This is a genomic window from Metabacillus schmidteae, from assembly GCF_903166545.1.
Taxonomy (GTDB): domain Bacteria; phylum Bacillota; class Bacilli; order Bacillales; family Bacillaceae; genus Metabacillus; species Metabacillus schmidteae.
This window is the reverse complement of record NZ_CAESCH010000001.1, coordinates 2804824-2819424: the sequence shown is the minus strand read 5'-3', so window position 1 is coordinate 2819424 and position 14601 is coordinate 2804824. Positions and strand designations below refer to the sequence as shown.

At 32.2% G+C, this 14601-nt stretch carries 23 protein-coding genes and 1 other annotated feature; of the genes, 20 read left to right on the top strand and 3 right to left on the bottom strand.

Annotation, left to right across the window (positions count from 1 at the left end; genetic code table 11):
• The first annotated feature begins 62 nt into the window (after positions 1 to 62).
• The 6 genes from HWV59_RS13635 (at position 63) to HWV59_RS13610 (ending at position 4273) form a co-directional block, all read left to right on the top strand.
• Positions 63 to 608: a 2'-5' RNA ligase family protein gene (locus HWV59_RS13635; protein ID WP_175639153.1), complete on the top strand. Its 546-nt coding sequence runs from the start codon at positions 63 to 65 to the stop codon at positions 606 to 608.
• A gap of 120 nt (positions 609 to 728) precedes the next feature.
• Positions 729 to 987, top strand: a binding site (T-box leader).
• Positions 988 to 1115: 128 nt separating this feature from the next.
• Complete coding sequence (locus HWV59_RS13630) at positions 1116 to 1586, top strand: DUF5662 family protein (RefSeq protein ID WP_175639152.1); 471 nt, start codon at positions 1116 to 1118, stop codon at positions 1584 to 1586.
• Positions 1587 to 1804: 218 nt separating this feature from the next.
• Positions 1805 to 2503 (top strand): HAD family hydrolase, encoded by a 699-nt coding sequence (locus tag HWV59_RS13625; RefSeq protein WP_175639151.1) that lies wholly within the window; start codon positions 1805 to 1807, stop codon positions 2501 to 2503.
• Between the two features lie 167 nt (positions 2504 to 2670).
• Positions 2671 to 3117, top strand: coding sequence for an NUDIX hydrolase (locus tag HWV59_RS13620; protein ID WP_175640061.1), 447 nt, complete (start codon positions 2671 to 2673; stop codon positions 3115 to 3117).
• A gap of 36 nt (positions 3118 to 3153) precedes the next feature.
• A complete protein-coding gene (locus HWV59_RS13615; RefSeq protein ID WP_175639150.1) occupies positions 3154 to 3654 on the top strand; it encodes an NUDIX hydrolase in 501 nt (166 codons plus the stop codon).
• 58 nt (positions 3655 to 3712) lie between these two features.
• On the top strand, positions 3713 to 4273 hold the full coding sequence (locus HWV59_RS13610) for an AAA family ATPase (RefSeq protein ID WP_175639149.1): 561 nt from the start codon (positions 3713 to 3715) through the stop codon (positions 4271 to 4273).
• 85 nt (positions 4274 to 4358) lie between these two features.
• Here the strand turns inward: HWV59_RS13610 and HWV59_RS13605 are convergent, their stop codons facing one another.
• Together HWV59_RS13605 and HWV59_RS13600 are read right to left on the bottom strand one after the other, a co-directional pair.
• Positions 4359 to 4577, bottom strand: coding sequence for a Spo0E family sporulation regulatory protein-aspartic acid phosphatase (locus HWV59_RS13605; RefSeq protein ID WP_175639148.1), 219 nt, complete (start codon positions 4575 to 4577; stop codon positions 4359 to 4361).
• A 56-nt stretch (positions 4578 to 4633) separates the two neighbouring features.
• A complete protein-coding gene (locus tag HWV59_RS13600; protein WP_175639147.1) occupies positions 4634 to 5014 on the bottom strand; it encodes a hypothetical protein in 381 nt (126 codons plus the stop codon).
• 116 nt (positions 5015 to 5130) lie between these two features.
• Here HWV59_RS13600 and HWV59_RS13595 point away from each other — a divergent pair, with 116 nt between their 5' ends.
• From HWV59_RS13595 to HWV59_RS13545, 11 genes are all read left to right on the top strand, one after another.
• On the top strand, positions 5131 to 5763 hold the full coding sequence (locus HWV59_RS13595; RefSeq protein WP_175639146.1) for a YolD-like family protein: 633 nt from the start codon (positions 5131 to 5133) through the stop codon (positions 5761 to 5763).
• 80 nt (positions 5764 to 5843) lie between these two features.
• Positions 5844 to 6203: a hypothetical protein gene (locus tag HWV59_RS13590; RefSeq protein ID WP_175639145.1), complete on the top strand. Its 360-nt coding sequence runs from the start codon at positions 5844 to 5846 to the stop codon at positions 6201 to 6203.
• A 261-nt stretch (positions 6204 to 6464) separates the two neighbouring features.
• Positions 6465 to 6671, top strand: coding sequence for a hypothetical protein (locus HWV59_RS13585; RefSeq protein ID WP_175639144.1), 207 nt, complete (start codon positions 6465 to 6467; stop codon positions 6669 to 6671).
• Positions 6671 to 7225: a hypothetical protein gene (locus HWV59_RS13580; RefSeq protein WP_175639143.1), complete on the top strand. Its 555-nt coding sequence runs from the start codon at positions 6671 to 6673 to the stop codon at positions 7223 to 7225. Before HWV59_RS13585 ends, HWV59_RS13580 begins: the two co-directional genes overlap by 1 nt.
• A gap of 5 nt (positions 7226 to 7230) precedes the next feature.
• On the top strand, positions 7231 to 7374 hold the full coding sequence (locus HWV59_RS13575; RefSeq protein ID WP_175639142.1) for a hypothetical protein: 144 nt from the start codon (positions 7231 to 7233) through the stop codon (positions 7372 to 7374).
• Positions 7375 to 7509: 135 nt separating this feature from the next.
• Complete coding sequence (locus tag HWV59_RS13570; protein ID WP_175639141.1) at positions 7510 to 8109, top strand: hypothetical protein; 600 nt, start codon at positions 7510 to 7512, stop codon at positions 8107 to 8109.
• The gene (locus tag HWV59_RS13565) at positions 8102 to 8290 is read left to right on the top strand and encodes a hypothetical protein (protein ID WP_175639140.1); all 189 of its coding nucleotides are present in this window, start codon (positions 8102 to 8104) and stop codon (positions 8288 to 8290) included. The genes HWV59_RS13570 and HWV59_RS13565 overlap by 8 nt, the downstream gene beginning before the upstream one ends.
• 94 nt (positions 8291 to 8384) lie before the next feature.
• Positions 8385 to 8552, top strand: a complete 168-nt coding sequence (locus HWV59_RS13560) for a hypothetical protein (RefSeq protein WP_175639139.1) — start codon at positions 8385 to 8387, stop codon at positions 8550 to 8552.
• 3 nt (positions 8553 to 8555) lie between these two features.
• On the top strand, positions 8556 to 8942 hold the full coding sequence (locus HWV59_RS13555; protein WP_175639138.1) for a hypothetical protein: 387 nt from the start codon (positions 8556 to 8558) through the stop codon (positions 8940 to 8942).
• Between the two features lie 144 nt (positions 8943 to 9086).
• Positions 9087 to 9503 carry a hypothetical protein gene (locus HWV59_RS13550; protein ID WP_175639137.1) on the top strand — a complete coding sequence of 139 codons (417 nt, stop codon included), beginning with the start codon at positions 9087 to 9089 and terminating at the stop codon, positions 9501 to 9503.
• A 149-nt stretch (positions 9504 to 9652) separates the two neighbouring features.
• A complete protein-coding gene (locus HWV59_RS13545; RefSeq protein WP_175639136.1) occupies positions 9653 to 9922 on the top strand; it encodes a hypothetical protein in 270 nt (89 codons plus the stop codon).
• A gap of 343 nt (positions 9923 to 10265) precedes the next feature.
• On the opposite strand, the gene HWV59_RS13540 is transcribed toward HWV59_RS13545, so the two are convergent.
• Positions 10266 to 10811 carry an ATP-dependent DNA ligase gene (locus tag HWV59_RS13540; protein ID WP_235991729.1) on the bottom strand — a complete coding sequence of 182 codons (546 nt, stop codon included), beginning with the start codon at positions 10809 to 10811 and terminating at the stop codon, positions 10266 to 10268.
• A gap of 304 nt (positions 10812 to 11115) precedes the next feature.
• Here HWV59_RS13540 and HWV59_RS13535 point away from each other — a divergent pair, with 304 nt between their 5' ends.
• The 3 genes from HWV59_RS13535 (at position 11116) to HWV59_RS13525 (ending at position 14417) form a co-directional block, all read left to right on the top strand.
• Entirely contained in the window at positions 11116 to 13233 is a 2118-nt protein-coding gene (locus HWV59_RS13535; protein WP_175639135.1) for a penicillin-binding transpeptidase domain-containing protein, read from the top strand.
• 178 nt (positions 13234 to 13411) lie between these two features.
• Positions 13412 to 13768: a cupin gene (locus HWV59_RS13530; RefSeq protein WP_175639134.1), complete on the top strand. Its 357-nt coding sequence runs from the start codon at positions 13412 to 13414 to the stop codon at positions 13766 to 13768.
• Between the two features lie 151 nt (positions 13769 to 13919).
• Positions 13920 to 14417: a kinase gene (locus tag HWV59_RS13525; RefSeq protein ID WP_175639133.1), complete on the top strand. Its 498-nt coding sequence runs from the start codon at positions 13920 to 13922 to the stop codon at positions 14415 to 14417.
• The last annotated feature ends 184 nt before the right edge of the window (positions 14418 to 14601 follow it).

Below are 14601 nucleotides of genomic sequence, written 5' to 3'. Positions count from 1 at the left end.
ATAAAATGGGTTCATTTAAAAACAGCCAATAAATTATTATTGGGAGTGATTGTATTATAACTATGAGTATGACTATTGGTATCGCTTCTTTATTGACTGGAAATGAGAGAGATAAAGTATTACATTTTTGGAATGTGTTCGAAACAGAATACAAATCTATAGGTGTACAATCGTTTGAACATCCCAACATAGGGTTTCAAGGAGGCAGTTGTTTAAGCGTTGATCCACTTAAAGAAGAATTGTTGAATCTTTGTAATAAACTTTCTCCCTTTGAAATTTTAATAGATGGTTTTGACTTTTTTGAAACGACCCCAAAAGTTGTGTATTTAAAGGTGATAAAAACAAGCGAACTAATTGAATTACATAAGAAAATTAACAATTTATTAGAAAAGTGTTGTGTAGATTTGTTCGAGTTATATACGCCTGCAAATTGGGTTCCACATATAACACTTGCAATGGCTGATTTATCGGAGACATCTTTCAATGAATTTAAAAAGAAAAATAGAGATAATTTTCCATCATTTTGGCAAACAATCTCCAATCTTGCATTAGTTGAATTTAAAGAAAATGGATGTGTAGAGTTGCTTTCAAATTTTCAAATAAAATAAAATCATTCTTCAATAAAGAATGAAGCACTAAGTATACACTGATGAAGTTATAGGAAATTATTAATAATATTACCTTTACAAAAAACGCTTACATTGTTAATATATATAAAATCAAAATTTGTAATTACGATGATGAGAAGAGTAGATAAAATTAATTCTTTACAGAGAGCTCCAGATGGTGAAAAGGAGTAAGAATGTTTTATTGAAACAAGCCTCTGAGTATCACATTGGAACTTAGTTTTAAGGGATATTGTGACAGGTGCTCCTGTTATAGAGCTAGGGTATACGTATTTAAGTTTAATACCGTACCTGAAGAGGTTAATATGGTGACATGTTAACAAACTGGGGTGGTACCACGATATATAATCTCGTCCCCAAGACTTATTTAGTCTTGGGGGTGGGGTTTTTTTATTTGCATTTAATTCGTGGAGAAATAGAAATTTGGTCATAAAATCTAAAAACTCAAATTAGAAAAACGTAGTTATACTAATAAAGGGGGAAAAATATATGTTAAAAGCATGTTGGAGGAATTTCCTATATATTCTGGATCATAAACTAAATGTTCTCATTGAATGTTGGCAAGAAGGATTATATATTCAAGGGATTGTTCATGATTGGTCAAAATTTTTACCCATCGAATTTATGCCTTATGCAAAGAAGTTTTTCTACAAGGATGAAAAAAGTGCTGAAGATGAAATGAAGTGGAAAAAAGCTTGGCTCCATCATCAACATAAAAATAAGCATCATTGGGAATATTGGGTAGTTGATCCTAATAATAAACAAGCCTTACCTATGCCAAGAAAATACCTTATTGAAATGGTGTGTGATTGGCGTTCCTTTTCAAGGAAATGGGGCAGAAAGGTTAAACCAGCAACGTTGGATCTAACTGATAAGATTTTGCTTCATCCTGATACAAAAAAAGAACTAGAAATAATTATGAAGAAGAAAAGAGAAGAGGAGAACAAAGTGGTTGTTTAAATAACACATCATATTTATTGCTCTAAGTCAGTTAGATTGTGAATAGATGCGTTGAAATATTGTAAACGGTTAATTACGTAACGATCATTAACAATCAAAGCAAAGCGATTGCATAGTAAAAGCAATCGATTATTCATTTATGGAAGGAATAGTAAAACGGGTGAAGAATTGATTAAGGTAATGTTATATACATTTTATCAGTAGAAGGAGAACTAGAAGTGATTTTTTTTGATATTGATGGAACACTGCTTGATCATGACAGAGCAGAAAGCATGGGTGCAATTGATTTTTTAAAAGATAATAGAAACGAGTTAGAATACAGTGACATAAAATTTGTAGAAGTATGGAATAAGTTATCTGAAAAATATTTTAACAAGTTTTTAGCAAAAGAAATATCCTTTCAAGACCAGCGAAGAATGCGAATAAAAGAATTGTTCGGCCAATACTTAACTAATGAACAAGCAGATAGCAAGTTTAATACCTATCTGGAGCTATACAAAAGAAATTGGTCAGTTTTTAAGGATGTAGTTCCTTGCCTAGAACAATTAAAACAACTGGGTTTTCGCCTAGGAGTTATTAGCAATGGTGACTATGATCAACAATTAGAAAAATTGGAGATTCTAGGGATTCGTAATTATTTTGAATGTATTATTACTTCAAGTGAAATAGGAGTAGCTAAACCAGATCCTACTATCTTTAAAAAAGCATGTATAAAAGTGAAGGTTCCAATTAGGAAAAGTTATTATATAGGCGATAGGCTTGAAACTGACGCAATAGGAAGTAATGAAGCTGGGATGGTAGGTATATGGTTAAATCGAAATAATAAAGCAGCAAATACAAATGTCAAAGTAATATATAGTCTTAATGGGTTAACAGATATTATAAATAGAAATGATACTATTTTATCTACCAAATAGATTTTAAATCTCTTCTTCACAATCAAGCAACGTTTTGAGAATAAGGATAAGAACCTTTTTTGTTGAGTTATTTAAGGATAGAAAGAAATACTTACAAAATAAGAAATATCTTATATTCTCATTTAAAAGAAGGTAATCTAACAGTCTTAATTAAAAGTGGTAAAGTAATGGCTGAATACATAAAAGAGATGAGAGAGCTTATTGGTAGCAGACCATTCATTATGGTTGGATCTACTGTAATTGTTATAAATGATAAAAAAGAAATACTACTTCAACACCGATCCGATACTGATGAATGGGGTCTTCCAGGTGGGGCTATGGAAATAGGAGAAAGCTTAGAACAAACTGCTGAACGTGAACTTTTTGAAGAGACTGGTTTAAAAGCTGAGAATTTTAAATTTCTTGATGTTTTGTCAGGAAAAGACTTTTATTTTCAATACCCAAACGGTGATGAGGTCTATAACGTTATATGTGTATACCTTGCAGAGGGTACCAGTGGTGTTTTATCCATTAATGATGATGAAAGTTTAAATTTAAAATATTTCAATATTGGTGAGTTGCCTCCTCATATTGATGAAAGGGCTAGGTTTATTATTAATAAACACATTATTTAGTTTGTACAAAATAAGCTTATAGGAGCTGATCCTTAAATGGGGATGTCTGACTATTATAAAAAACTTCGGGAAAAGGTTGGAAATGAATTATTATTTGTGCCAAGTGTTGCAGGAATAGTCCGTAATGAAAGGGGAGAGATTTTATTTCAGAACAAAGGGAATGGAGAGAGGTGGAGTCTGCCAGCTGGAGCAATTGAAGTTGGAGAAGCACCTGCTGAAGCAGTTGTACGTGAAGTTTGGGAAGAGACAGGACTAATTGTTATTCCAAAGAAATTATTGGGGATATTTGGTGGTAAAGATTTTCGTTATGAATATCCAAATGGTCATAAAGTTGAATATAATGTCTATGTTTTTGATTGTGAAATAAAAAGTGGTGACCTAAATCCAATAGATAGCGAAACTGTTGAATTACGTTATTTTAATCCTTTGAATATACCAGAATTGGCTGTACAATACCCAAAATCCTTATTCTTAAATGAAGAAAATTCAGAAGCTTATTTTCAGTGGAACAAACAATGGTTGGAAAATCTTTCTTGAATTAATAATATGGTTCTTTGACTAAATGGCCTGTATTCTGCAGAATGGAGTTGCATTTATGAAAAGGTTAGTTATTATTACAGTCGGCAAAACCCATAGTGGTAAAACCACATTTGCTAAAGCTTTAGAACTTCAGTTAAACGACTCACTTGTAATTGATCAAGATAACCACGCTGAATTTATTAATTCATTTTACAAATCCATAGTACCTAAACAGGGACCTAATACTTTAAAGTATGCTATAACTCAAACAATTGTTGATTATGCAGTTAATGAGGCTAATAATCACCTCATTCTTTGCAACGCAAATCGTAATCAAAAAGGTCGGTTAGATCTACTTGAACATTTTCATAATAAAGGATTTGTAAGTATCATAGTTAATTTTGATATACCAGACCAAGTTCTTCGTGAGAGAGTCGAAAAGAGCCAGCGAAGTACGAGTATTTTTAGAAGTGCTTCTTCTTTTATGGAAGTGCTAGCTAGACAACAGTCTGAGTACGATAACTGGGATGTTATAGCACCAAAAGAAGGAGAAGCAGATCATTTATTCTTAATTAAAGATAATGAGGAAATAAAGACTGTTATTCAAAGAATTGTAAGTATTGCAAGAAATTCCTAATTTTTATAGCTTATTTAATAAAGAAAAGATATATAGAAGTAAAAAATCTGCTGGTATTATTTCCAACAGATTTTTTTATATATAATCAGAAAATCCTATTAACGGATCTCGCCTTATTCATGTTGTTAATTTTTATGTATTGACATTCTAAAACGTATTGATCAATCTCACGGCTAATATCTAACGTTTTTGGGTTTATAAAGCCATTAGAATTTATTGAAAGTTTAAGGTCCTTTTTTAGTTTATTAATTTCAGAATCTAAATGAATCATCAAATCAGACAGCTGCTTATCGGTGGAATTCATTTCAATCACTCTCCAACTATTTAATCGTTAAAAATATGGCGAATAACTCTAAACGTTTAGTTATGTATTCGAAAACGTGGATCAATAAGACCTGTAAAGACCTTTGTTTTTGAATAAGTTAAGTTACAAATAAATGTGTTGAGAGCAAGTTTTACAATCCAGTTAATCTTTGTAAAGTTAAAGTGCTGTAACGCAATGTTGAATAAATCTTCTTTTAAGCCGTTTGGTAAATAGCACTGTAACCTAAATTTGTCGTCACCTTCTGGTGGCACTAATATACCAATAACACTAAAGCCCTCATTATTAACCATTTCCCTAAATGAATACAAACTTAGAAGAATAATAGCATTTTTAGACATCCCAATCTCTTCTGCTAATTGATCAAGTTGATTGCTAAGATCCATTGGAATATCTAGTTGATAGGAGTCTTTCTTCATATAACCTCTCCTTTTTTGTCAGCATTTTGATTGAGCAATTTGATCTTTCCGATTATTGAACACGAACATATATTCGATTATACTTTAACTAACAAATTAATGGAAGGGGGTTTCCAATGAATCATGATGAACAGTATAGGATTATGTTTGTAATAAGAGTGCCTTCTGAGTTGCAATTGTTAACCATTGTTGGCACAGATTATTGGAATGGAAGTTTATTCGTGTGTAAGCTGCATTCACCCAATGATTCAATTGATCTAAATTACAACACAAGTCATTTTCCTAAAGACTTGTTAAACCATATTGGTAAAGAAAAAGAATTAATAGACAGAGGTTTTTATGATTTACAGACGTATGAAATTAGTCTTTTTGAAAAGAAGATTAAGGCACAGAAGGAGTTCAAGATGAAGAACATTAAAGATCGAGGACTAGCTAAGAAGTGGGCTCCTTTTCAAAGTCTACCTGACCAATGGAAGGGAGTTCGAAAAGTTTTTCAAGATGATAATAAAATAGCCAAGCCTATACTTGATGAGGATGAATTAGAAGTGATCAACAATCATATTATGGAATCCTTAGAAATGGAAAAACCAATAATGTTTAAGCTATATGAAAATCAAGGATATGTTAAAAGCGAACCTGGAGTTGTATCAAAGGTCGATCCATTTCAGAAAATGATAAAAATAATTGATGCAGAAGGGTCATTAAAATCTATTTCTTTTAAACAAATTGTTGGTGTAGAAGCTATCTGACTTTTAAAGAAGGGGAAGTGTGATCGGCTTAATTGATGTAATCTTGTTCGTTTTAAAGAAGGTTGTATAGTAAGTGATCCTTGAACAATCATGATATACCATTTAATTTATATTTCATGGTTAGCACGAAGTTAATAGGAACGAGTGATTCTATGTATTGTAAAAAACATGATAACAATATTGATCCTGAAAGTTATAAATATTCGGAGAAGATTTTTAATCAAATTAGGTTGGATGATAATTGGGTTGATTTAGACGTTAAATTAGCCTTTAAAGAGCTAATCGAAAAGTATGAACCTCATTATGCTGTTTTTGAGTTAGTGAGAAAAGGTGTGCAAGATAAAGAAATTACTTCCTTGTTAGAGTTTGCTGGCATTTCTGAACAAATAGCTAAACACTTAATAAAGAAGAGTAAATATAGACTTAGTAAGCTCTTATAAAAACAGTTTGGTTAACAGAGTTTTCTTGATTTTAACCTTAGCGATACAGTACGGAAGGAATGGCCATGTATAAAAACTTATAAGAAACAGGGATTAAAATGTAATGAAATCATATAGTCCCAACCTGAACATGACTATTCAATATGATTAACAAGAAGGCTTCTATAGAAGGAAGCCTTTTATATCCAAGACAATAAGGTCTTGTACATTTAAACCTGTTATAAAGGTGTTTTAAAGACTTATTGAATAAGAGTGATGATAATGAGAGAAAAAAATGACGCAAAAAAACTAGAAAGATTGAAGTATTATCACAAAAATGATTTGAAGTTTATTAAAACCGAACTTGATGACATCAAACGTCTTCTTTCACAGAAAGATTATGAATGTGTGAACTTTAATTTAGATTATCTTATTGATAGAGTCGGAAATTGGATCAAAAAAGCTGAAAAGGAAGAAGGGATAAGGTGATGGGAACATTTTATACACTAGGAATTATTCGTCAATTCGAAACAACAGCTGATAAAGGACCTGTAAATCGTTGGGGTAGAGAACATCGTTCATTAACAAGAGAAGAATGGATTAAAGCTTTACGGGAAAGAATTGATCCTTATATTTACCATTTAGAACTACAAGAAGACGGATCAATGCATGGATTTTTAAAGAATGAAATTTTCCAACAGAATATCAACGGATTTTATGACGTTTTGCGTGAAATCTTAGGAGAACGAAGAAACACGAACATTGATCATTATGCAGAGTTTACTTGTAATAATAAGAAAGGTATTCATGATGATTCTGACGATAGCAATGGCTATTCTATCGAGGGTGCACACCCTATTCACATTATTAATAAAGATGGTCTCGGCATTAAGATCAAGTATGATTTTATTATGCTTATGTTAGAAGGCAAAGTGTTAGTTGAAGAATTTAATACCGATCCAGTATTAATTAATTACTTATTCCGTAATAGTAACATCAATAATCCACTTAAAGGTGCTGTTACCAGTCAGGTCGTTGAGTGATAAAAATGAGTGATAAAATTAATGTCGATGAAATAGTTGAACAGTTAATAGCCCTCTGGAAAAAGGGTGTATCACAAGAGATTTTAACTGATACTACGAGAAATTATCTAAAAATGTTAAAGCTTGCAGGCGATGAACAAGGCTATTGATTCCAAAAATAAAGAAAAGGCAGTTGGAAGAAATTGAGTGATAAAAATGAATGTGTATAATGATTGGTTGATGCTTATTACGTTTGTAATTGCTATTATCAATTCCCTTGTGGCTATTATCGGTGTGAAAGATGCTTGAAAAAAAACATCGGCTACTGTAGAAGAATTAAAGAAATCGAAAAACAAACAGCTGGAACTTTCACTATTACTATTAGTGGTTATGTTTTACTACTTAATGGAGGTGTTGTTTGGTTGAGTGAACGTAAAGACGATAAAGCAGCGTGGGAAGTACTTGCTGACGAACTTCTAATTGAGGAAGAAAAGGCGGAATGGTTGAAGAAAAAAGATCGTGAAGAAGTGAAGGGTTACGATATTCAACAAGGCGTTAGCACAAGGGACTATTACGAAAGAGTTTTAAATGATTTTGTTGAGTCCCAGCGACAAGGTTTCGAAGGTATTAAAAAAGAAATCGAAAAAGCCAAGCAGCTAATGATCGATAGAGGATACACTTTCGATAAACAAGAGACAGTCGAACATAAGGATCCTCAAATTAAACCCGAAGAATTTCTGCTTAGTGATGAAGAGATACGTAAATTGGCTGAAGAATCTGCTAGAGAAAGTGGAATATACTTGAAACAAGAAAGGTATATAAGAGCGTTCACAAAAGGTTTTAAATCGGCTCAGGAACGTACATATAAAAGATTAAAAGAGTTGGAGTGTGGTCGGAATGAGTAAAAAAGATCGAAACTATGATGATTTTGCCGAAGCTGAACGAAGAGCAGAAAGTCCAGAAGAAGAATGGGTTGAATTCGATGAAAACAAAACGGCAGAGGAATATGTTGACGAATTACTGCAGCTACACAAAGAAGGTAAGTTGAAGCTGAAAGCTGATCATGAACTAAAAGATAATGATTAACTTAAGTCCTGACATCGAACATTATTCCATTTTATTTATCTTTTTTTCGTTCTTTATCTTTTTTCTCGTGGTGAAATTCAAAGGGAATGCAAGTTTGAAGGACAGAATTAATCTGTTTTTTAACCTTTATGAGAATGATGAAGAGTTATCCGAGGAAGAAGTACGAGTAAACAACATAGCAAGTAAGCTGATGGAGCATACAGCCATGATTTATATAGGCTTTATAATCGCTGGTGCTATTTGGTGGATTGGAGGTAATTGATTAATGGATCCTAAATTTTTAGCTGAATTTGAGGGATTTTATCAAAAGGGAATATCTCAATGGGATGAGGATATGGTCAAGAGGATGAGAGTTACATATACAGAAGAACAACTTCGAGAAATATTTATGTATGACTTTCAGCGAGAAAAGAATAAACCTAAACTTGAAATAAAACTTGAACCGCAAGCGATTAATTATGATGTGGTGGAATATTACCTACCTGAAAAGTGGGAGATGGATAACGGTTTTCTCTTACTAAGTGAAAGAGATCGTTATGATGCCTGGAAGATACTTACCTACAATTTCGGTTTAAATAAGATGCTAGATACATTACCTTGTGAGTTGATAGAAGAATATCTCCAGAAAAGGCTGCGAAATGAACATGAATGACAAAGACAAAGAAAAAATAAAAAAAGAGTTCATCAATCGTTGTAAAAATGCTGTAAATCAAGGGTTTGAAGTAAAGAAAATCACACCACAGTATTCATATCCCTTTAAATTCAATATTAAATTACGGCTGGAGGAAGAAACTAAATGAATGAAAGACTATGGGACTATCTTTTAGATGATGAGAAAGAGAGTTTTGAGCTGGCACAAATGAAGATAAAGTATGCAAGGTCAGAAGGAGATCTTATACTTTCAGAAACAGTGATCAAAAGCTTAGTAAAAAAAGCATATGACAGATTTAAATCCCAAGAAGATTACAAAGAAGAAGCTTCAAAAATGAAAGAAAAGTTATACAAAGATTTAGAGGAAATTAAAAATAAAATATTTTCTCCTATAATTGAATTACATAGGCTTAAAGACCAAGATTTTGAAGTTTTAAAAGACAAATCTATTAATGCAGTAGAAATGGATCGTTATCTGCAGCAATTAATGTCCGAATCTTCAAGTGACCATGAACAAATCTTAAATGAGATCACAAAGTATGTGTTCGATAAAGCAAAATAAAGGGTTTGGATCATTTAAACCACTAAAAAAAATCGTTGAACCAGCTGGGACCTTAAGTAAGGAAATATATGTGTCAAAGACTGGTGTTAAATTAACGACAGTAACGGTAAAAGGCAAAGGAAAAATAAAGTTTTCTAAGTAGGTGTGAAATGTATAGACATATCCATCAAAGAATTAAAATAACTGGAAAAGAAGCTGCTGACATCATAAATGAACTATCTGGAAAAAAGATAGAATCTGACGAAGAAGTTAAGGCGCGTGAGGAAATGTTTAAGAAATCTAAAGACTTGCACTTAAAACATGGGCCAATGGTCAATCAAAATAATCCTTACAAAATAGAAATCTATCCATCACACCCTCTCTATGAGGCAATTAAGGAACTTCTAAAAAAACATGAAGAGACCGAAAAATCGGAGTAAAAGTCGTAACAATATATGTTCTTATTAAAAGAACCCCTTATATGGAGTAATTAAAGGACCTTTAATATCATTTTAAAGGTCCTTTCACTGTATCCACTGATTGAATGATGGTATTCTCAATTTTTTAGATGAAGTTAGATTACGATATTTCACATTACATTTTATAGGATCAATTAACTGAAGGTCTCCTCTTGTCTCGATAATTAGCTTATTTTTATGAAATAATTTACGTTCTTCTACTGGCATGAACTCCATAACACCAACATGTTCACCTTTATTTGAAACATAAAAAGAGTTGTCCCTTTCGTTAAATCCATAAATATCGACGTTCATAAATTTGTAATTAATAACTTAACCAATCATAAGATCTTTTATTGATTTGGTATGTGGAATCAACCTTCTTCATAACAATACCTTCAAGATCTCTTTCTTTTACTAAATTAAAATATGCTTCTCCGTGACCAATAACGTATTGTGATTTAGCAATATGAGGATGTTCTCCATCACGTATCACCTCATCTAATATTTTCTTTCTAGAGAGCAAAGGTAAAGAAGTTATATCTTTACCACCATGGTAAATTATATCGAAAACAACAAATTGTACAAAATGTTTACTTTTTGATGATTTAAAGCGCTCAATCATATATTCGAAGTTAGGGACTCCATTTTGATCAGAAACAATAAGTTCATCATCTAAAATCTTTCCCTCTTCTATATCTAATAATTCTTTGAAATTATAAGTTATTTCATTACCATGCCTAGTATATAATCTCGTTTGGGCATTAAACCTCGTTAGAATCATTCGTATGCCGTCAAATTTGATTTCTGATATGAAAATATCATCATCAAAAGCTTCACCTCTATGAAGGAGCATAGGGCTAATAAACATAACATTCACCTCTATAATTATTCAAACAAGGTTATAAAGAAAGATAATTAGTAATTAAATGGAAATATGGGGTTGCTAAGAAAGGTCTAAAAATTGAGAACTTGAATGATTAGATAAATTTAATCCCTTATTCAACAAACAGGCCAGATTGTGGAATAAAACGAATGCATAATTTTATTTGTATCCTTTTTATGTAATGGGGAAAAACATGTCGACTTTTGAATCTAGTTTGTAGTTTTTGTAAAAGGGTCCATATGTTAAAATATTCCTAGTAGTCATCAAATTGTCGTAAACGAGGTATAAAATGAATTTTAAAAAGTCAGTAAATATGAATCGAGGATCTGCATTTCTAGCAATAATTTTTTTGATTTTGTTTATAGTAATCTTATTTCGCTTCTTATATATAATGGTCACTGGATCAATAGATGGTGTTAACCTTGTTGAAAATAAGGAACGTAGAATAACCAAAGAAGGTATTTTAGAAGGTAAAAAAGGAGAAATTCTTACAAGAGATGGTGAGAAAATCGCTATTGATTCACAAGTATACACAATTATAGGTGTACTAAATAAGAAAGATCCAAACCACATAAAAGATATTCCTGATACTGCATCAAAATTGGCTAAAGTATTAGAAACAGATGCAAAAGAAATTGAACAATTGTTAAGTGATAGTAAAGCATATCAAGTCGAGTTAGGTAAAATAGGTAGAAATATAACCTTTTCGCAAATGAAAGAAATAAGTGATCTTGAGCTTCCTGGTATTATCTTTTCTCCAGACATTAGAAGAACGTATCCTTTGGGAGACTTTTCATCGCATATTGTTGGCATTACTGATTTTGATGGGAAAGGTATATCGGGCATTGAAAAAGAGTATGCAAATAAGTTATCAGGTACTGATGGTTACATAAATAAGAAGATTGATGGGTTTCGAGGATGGGGTTATGAGTTGCCTCAAGAAGAGTCTGAATCTAAGCCTCCTCAAAATGGTAACAATATACATACAACATTGGATACGAACATTCAGACTATACTAGAAGACTCAATGAATCAAGTTGTAAAAGAATATAATCCTGGGAAAATTATCGGGATTGTTATGGATCCTAAAACTGGTGAGATATTAGCTTTAAGCAATAGGCCCTCAATATATCCCAATGAACAAAATGAAGTTAACTATTTAAACTACGCACTATCATCTTCCTTTGAGCCTGGCTCTACAATGAAGATATTTACACTTGCTGCTGCTATTAATGAAGGGGTATATAACGGAAATGAAAAATATAAATCTGGGTCCATTGAAGTTACAGGTACACTAATTCACGATCACAAGAAGGAAGGTTGGGGAACGATTACTTACGATAAGGGTGTTCAACTTTCTTCTAATGTTGCATTTACTATTCTAGCAAAAGACAAACTTGGTTTTGATAGATTCTATCACTATTTACAAGAGTTTGGATTTGACAAAAAAACAGGCATAGATATGGGTGACGAAACATTAGGTAAGTTTGTTTATGAATTTCCACTTGAAAAAGCTACTACATCTTTTGGTCAAGGATCTACATTCACCCCGATTCAATTAGTAACTGCAGCTTCTTCTATCGCCAATGATGGTAAGATGATGAAGCCTTATGTTATAAAGAAATTTACGGATGAAAATGGAAAAACACTTAAAGAAACCCAACCCAAAGTATTGAATAAACCAATAAGTGCCGAAACAGCAAAGCAAACTAGAGAATTACTTACGTCTGTTGTAACTGATGGTACAGGAAGTCACTTTCAATTAAATGATTTTCAGGTTGCTGGTAAAACAGGAACTGCACAAATTCCTGATGGAAATGGTAATTATCAAGTTGGAAGAAATAATTATATGTTTTCATTTTTAGGAATGGCTCCTGCAGATGATCCAAGATTAATTGTCTACGTTGCAGTAGAACAACCTAATTTAAAGTCTGATCAAGTAGGTGCAGATCCTGTTTCCGAAATATTTAATGCAGTTATGGATTATGGATTAAAAAAATTAAATGCTACTTCTGATGTAGACAAAAACAAAAGTAACACTGATGAATTAACCCCAATAATTGTGGATTCTTCCAAAGACAAATTAGTTAAATATACCGTAAGTTCCCTTAAAGAAAAAGGGGTAGAGCCAATAATCCTTGGTAAAGGTGAAAAGGTAGTAGAGACAGCTCCAATTGAAGGAACAGAATTATTAAAAGGTTCAAAGGTATTAATAAAAACAGAAGGTAAAATGGTTATGCCCGATATAAGTGGATGGAGCTTTTCTGATGTTATGAAGCTAATTAGCTTAACTGGATTAGAATTCCAACACGAAGGAAATGGATTTGTTACTTCACAAAGTATTGCTGCAGGTAAAGAAATTAAAGAAGGTAATAAACTTTCAGTAAAATTAGAAAAAAATAGATAATGAATTATTTATGAAGGGGCAGTTAATGCTCTTTCTCTATGAACAAGTGACCTTCTGCAATCAAGCGCTTATCTTGAATAAAGGTAAGTACTTTTTTTTATCTTTTTAGAGGGTTTGGATAAATAATAGCGAATATCATCTATTCATCCTAAAGTTTAGAAGAAACAAGGAGAACTTAATGGAGATTTATTCATTTAGAAAAGATGTCGGGAAGAGAATTAATCATTTTAGTTCTGATTTTATTATGTCACGTGTAATTAACACACACATGCCTGCTCATGTTGGCTGTATGTATTTAGAAGAGAATGGTGTTATAGGTTTTCATCAAGCTGTAGTTCCTCAACTTTTAATTATTGTTAACGGCAAGGGGTATGTTAGAAGTGAAAATAAAAATTATTTTGAAGTTCAAGAAGGAGAGGCCGTGTTTTGGACAAAAGGAGAATGGCATGAAACTAAGACGGAGACAGGATTAACTGCAATTGTCATTGAAAGTGAGGAGTTGGTTCCAGAATCTTTTATGGCATTAATCAAATAGATAAAAAGTATCTAAACGTAATGGATGCTATATTATTTATCCCACAATTCATGTTGCGATCTGTAATAAGCAGAAAGGATTTTTTAAAACAGGTCAGGCTACATAACAAGCCTATGTGATAAAATAATTCAAAAACTTGGGGGGGGGAAATATGGAATCTAAGCTAATTATCATCCGAGGAAACTCTGGAAGTGGAAAAACAACGACTGCGAAAAGTCTCCAAAATCAATTGGGGCATGGAACACTATTGGTTTCACAGGATGTTGTTCGCCGTGAAATGTTGAAGGTTCACGATAGAGACGGGAATCTATCAATTGATTTGATTAGTCAAATTGCAAAATATGGCAAAGGTAAATGTGAATTTATTATTGTGGAGGGAATCTTGTATAAAAGCCGTTATGGTGAAATGCTTGATAAATTAATCCAGTTCTATAATCAAAATGCATATACTTATTATTTTGATTTATCTTTTGAGGAAACAGTGATACGTCACAAATCTAGTTCGAAAAAGTTGGAATTCGGAGAAGAATCTTTACGTGCCTGGTGGAATCCAAACGATTACCTTGGTGTGGATGGAGAAACTATACTGACTAATGATATGTCACAGAACGATGTATTGAAACTGATTTTAAATCAACTGCAAAAGTAACTATTGGTTGCCATGCTTCAATAACGTATTCAGCAATAGAAGCCATATTATTGAAAAACAACTTAAAGATTGTGAAGAATGCAGGTTAGTACAATAAGGAGATATAATACATATAGAGGTGAAGAAAAAGTGGTACATCAAATGGGGTTATATGGAGAATACTTCAAAGTTATTAAAGAAGGAA

Bases quoted from the DNA above. Each gene is read 5' to 3' on its own strand.
- HWV59_RS13565 (WP_175639140.1), top strand. From the start codon at position 8,102: ATGAGTAAAAAAGATCGAAACTATGATGATTTTGCCGAAGCTGAACGA.
- HWV59_RS13610 (WP_175639149.1), top strand. From the start codon at position 3,713: ATGAAAAGGTTAGTTATTATTACAGTCGGCAAAACCCATAGTGGTAAA.
- HWV59_RS13635 (WP_175639153.1), top strand. From the start codon at position 63: ATGAGTATGACTATTGGTATCGCTTCTTTATTGACTGGAAATGAGAGA.
- HWV59_RS13595 (WP_175639146.1), top strand. From the start codon at position 5,131: ATGAATCATGATGAACAGTATAGGATTATGTTTGTAATAAGAGTGCCT.
- HWV59_RS13615 (WP_175639150.1), top strand. From the start codon at position 3,154: ATGGGGATGTCTGACTATTATAAAAAACTTCGGGAAAAGGTTGGAAAT.
- HWV59_RS13605 (WP_175639148.1), bottom strand. From the start codon at position 4,577: ATGAATTCCACCGATAAGCAGCTGTCTGATTTGATGATTCATTTAGAT.
- HWV59_RS13575 (WP_175639142.1), top strand. From the start codon at position 7,231: ATGAGTGATAAAATTAATGTCGATGAAATAGTTGAACAGTTAATAGCC.
- HWV59_RS13530 (WP_175639134.1), top strand. From the start codon at position 13,412: ATGGAGATTTATTCATTTAGAAAAGATGTCGGGAAGAGAATTAATCAT.
- HWV59_RS13545 (WP_175639136.1), top strand. From the start codon at position 9,653: ATGTATAGACATATCCATCAAAGAATTAAAATAACTGGAAAAGAAGCT.
- HWV59_RS13555 (WP_175639138.1), top strand. From the start codon at position 8,556: ATGGATCCTAAATTTTTAGCTGAATTTGAGGGATTTTATCAAAAGGGA.
- HWV59_RS13550 (WP_175639137.1), top strand. From the start codon at position 9,087: ATGAATGAAAGACTATGGGACTATCTTTTAGATGATGAGAAAGAGAGT.
- HWV59_RS13585 (WP_175639144.1), top strand. From the start codon at position 6,465: ATGAGAGAAAAAAATGACGCAAAAAAACTAGAAAGATTGAAGTATTAT.
- HWV59_RS13630 (WP_175639152.1), top strand. From the start codon at position 1,116: ATGTTAAAAGCATGTTGGAGGAATTTCCTATATATTCTGGATCATAAA.
- HWV59_RS13580 (WP_175639143.1), top strand. From the start codon at position 6,671: ATGGGAACATTTTATACACTAGGAATTATTCGTCAATTCGAAACAACA.
- HWV59_RS13525 (WP_175639133.1), top strand. From the start codon at position 13,920: ATGGAATCTAAGCTAATTATCATCCGAGGAAACTCTGGAAGTGGAAAA.
- HWV59_RS13535 (WP_175639135.1), top strand. From the start codon at position 11,116: ATGAATTTTAAAAAGTCAGTAAATATGAATCGAGGATCTGCATTTCTA.
- HWV59_RS13600 (WP_175639147.1), bottom strand. From the start codon at position 5,014: ATGAAGAAAGACTCCTATCAACTAGATATTCCAATGGATCTTAGCAAT.
- HWV59_RS13540 (WP_235991729.1), bottom strand. From the start codon at position 10,811: ATGTTTATTAGCCCTATGCTCCTTCATAGAGGTGAAGCTTTTGATGAT.
- HWV59_RS13620 (WP_175640061.1), top strand. From the start codon at position 2,671: ATGGCTGAATACATAAAAGAGATGAGAGAGCTTATTGGTAGCAGACCA.